Origin of the sequence: Roseateles sp. (assembly GCF_049240545.1) — a bacterium.
Taxonomy (GTDB): Bacteria; Pseudomonadota; Gammaproteobacteria; order Burkholderiales; family Burkholderiaceae_C; genus Paucibacter_A.
The window spans coordinates 1-2,530 of the sequence record NZ_JBMLSK010000289.1; the positions used below are offsets into that span (position 1 = coordinate 1).

The window sequence follows — 2,530 nt, forward strand, 5'->3', positions numbered from 1 at the left end:
GGCGAACCCGAGCACGACAAGACCCGGAACGCGCTGGCCGCTCGGGGCTACTACCAGGCCTTTCAGGCCGTGAAAGAGAGCATCGGCAAGGTGTTGACGGGGGAGAACGTCGGTGTCGTTGTTAAGCGCGACCACCACGATTGGTATGCCGAGCTGTTCGGACCGTCCGTGACCGCCGGGATCATCGAGGCGAGTCAGCTTGCCGGCTATCGGCGTGGCCCTGTTTTCATCCGCAATTCGATGCACACGCCGCTCCCCAGCGAGGCCATCCTCGATTCTCTGGAAGCGCTGTGGGAATTGATCGAGGCGGAACCCGAAGCCTGCGTTCGCGCTGTGCTCGGCCACCATCTCTTCGTCTTCATCCATCCCTACTACGACGGCAACGGTCGCATCGGCCGCTTCCTGATGAACACGCTGCTGGCGTCGGGCGGCTACCCGTGGACGGTGATCCGGATGAGCCGGCGAGATGAATACATGAAGGCCCTGGAGGCCGCAAGCGTCAATGGTCAAATCACGCCGTTGGCCCAGTTCATCGCGCAGGAGATGCGGGAATGGGCCCCGGATCTCACGGGCAAGGCCTGACTTCAGACCCGGTCGCCGGTCTTCGCCGAGTGGCGATCACACAACGCGCTGAGGTACGCGGCCCGGTGGCAGCCGCTCGACGGAGACTGTTCGCGCAGACGAAGTCTCCGCTCGGGATCTGATTCCTTGCCTACCGCTCTCGAAAGCCGGCTGGCTACTGCGGTTTCACGCCGTGCCCCCCAAGGATTCAATGCTCACCCTACGCGTTCTGCAAAACCTCGGGTGCCTGCGGTTGCCGCTTTCGCGATTTCGTCTGCCTGCGCCAGAAACGCCTCGTGATACCGGCTGAGATCGTCGGGGAAGCGCGCGTCACCCATCGCCCGAAGCTCCATGATCAAGCGGCGGTAGTAGTAGCAGACCGACGCGAGTGCCGGTTCGAGATCGGGATAGTGCGAGACGTCTCGCCGATTGAAGTCCAGGTGAGCGACATGCTGATCACGGTAGCTCTTCATCTGCTGCCAGTAGCCACGCCATGCATCCTGATCCAGCTGGACGTGCGCGAAGAGACCTGCCCGGAACGCATCTTCATCACCGATGACGTTCTTCCAGTGCAGTAGTTGTCGGTCCTCGTCGTCGGAGCCGAACAGTTTGCACCAGTCGAGCACAGCGACGTCAAGCAGATTCCCGTGGACGACCCGCCAGAAGTTCAGCGACGGATCCGGATCAGCCGCCGCAAGCGCGCGCTTCAACGCTATGCATCGCGCGACGTTCACCACCACTTGCAGCGCGGCAGTCAGCTGCTCATTGGTCGCCAATCGTGCCTCCCGTGCGATCAATCATGCTGTAACGACGTGGGGACTTCAATCGGGTCATGCCAGGGTAACCATACCCCGTGCGCTGATGGCGCTCCTTGCTAACCGATTCAGTCCCTCCCCCAAGCCCCGATTCCCCCAGACGCCGCCGCCCGCGCTTCCTACGATGCCTCCACCGCTGACGCACCCCCGCGTCACGGACCCACCGATGCACAGGAGGCCCCATCGCACGCAGCGCGCTCTCGACGACGAGCAGTCCGGCCCGGCGCGGCGCGATGGCGCTGTCTGCATTGGTCGGGCTGCTCGTCGCAGCGCCATCCTCGGCCTGCTGGGATGAGGCGGCCGCCCGCTACGGGCTCAGCAGCCACCTGCTCTACGCGATCGCCCGTACTGAATCGGGCCTGAACCCGGCGGCCGTGGGCCGCAACCGCGACGGCTCGCGCGACATCGGGCTCATGCAGATCAACTCCTCGTGGCTGCCGACGCTGGCCAGCCACGGGATCGCCGAGCACCACCTGTTCGATGCCTGCACGAGCATCCACGTGGGCGCCTGGATCCTGGCGGGCAACGTCTCCCGCCTGGGCTACACGTGGGAGGCGGTCGGTGCCTACAACGCGCGCAGCGCGCCACTTCGCCGGGCCTACGCCCACAAGGTCCACCGCGAGCTGATGGCCGCCACCGCCGCGAGCGACCGCCGTACCGCATCGAACGACTCCCCCGAACGCCTCGCGTCGGCCACCCCTCCCGGGCTGGCGCGGGGTCTCCACGCGCAGTGAGGGCGCGCGAGCCCTCCACCCCACCCGCCAACCTCACTGCCCTGGAGACACCCTTGAACCGTTACCTTCCCACGACCCAACAGACGGCAACCCGTCTCGCCACCGTCGCACCGGTGGCCCTGCTGCTCGCGCTCGGCGCCACGTCGGCTTTCGCTGGCACGACCGGCACCGAGTTCCAGACCATGTACACGACCATGCTGAACTGGGCCACCGGCTACCTCGGCAAGGCCATTGCAGTCGCGGCCTTCATCCTGGGCGCGGGCATCGGAGTGGCGCGCTCCTCGCCGATCCCGGCCCTGGCGGGCGTGGTCTTCGCGCTCTTCATGGTCTACGTGCCGACCATCATCGACTCGATCATGACCGCCACGATCTGACGGTCGGGCCGTCATGAGCGACGTCGCGCTGGAGATCCCGCGCCGG

4 protein-coding genes are annotated in these 2,530 nt (G+C 65.8%); 3 read left to right on the plus strand and 1 reads right to left on the minus strand.

The genetic code is table 11. The annotated features are described in order from the left end of the window. A partial coding sequence (locus ACOVRJ_RS18705) for a Fic family protein (protein ID WP_422045337.1) occupies positions 1–582 on the plus strand: 582 nt, incomplete at its 5' end. Positions 583–776: 194 nt separating this feature from the next. Here ACOVRJ_RS18705 and ACOVRJ_RS18710 read toward each other — a convergent pair. Further along, positions 777–1,337 (minus strand): hypothetical protein, encoded by a 561-nt coding sequence (locus tag ACOVRJ_RS18710; RefSeq protein ID WP_422045338.1) that lies wholly within the window; start codon positions 1,335–1,337, stop codon positions 777–779. A gap of 272 nt (positions 1,338–1,609) precedes the next feature. On the opposite strand from ACOVRJ_RS18710, the gene ACOVRJ_RS18715 reads away from it, so the two are divergent. Both ACOVRJ_RS18715 and traA read left to right on the plus strand, forming a co-directional pair. Beyond that, a complete protein-coding gene (locus ACOVRJ_RS18715; RefSeq protein ID WP_422045339.1) occupies positions 1,610–2,110 on the plus strand; it encodes a lytic transglycosylase domain-containing protein in 501 nt (166 codons plus the stop codon). Positions 2,111–2,163: 53 nt separating this feature from the next. Continuing rightward, positions 2,164–2,484: a TraA family conjugative transfer protein gene (traA, locus tag ACOVRJ_RS18720; protein WP_422045340.1), complete on the plus strand. Its 321-nt coding sequence runs from the start codon at positions 2,164–2,166 to the stop codon at positions 2,482–2,484. Positions 2,485–2,530: the final 46 nt, after the last annotated feature.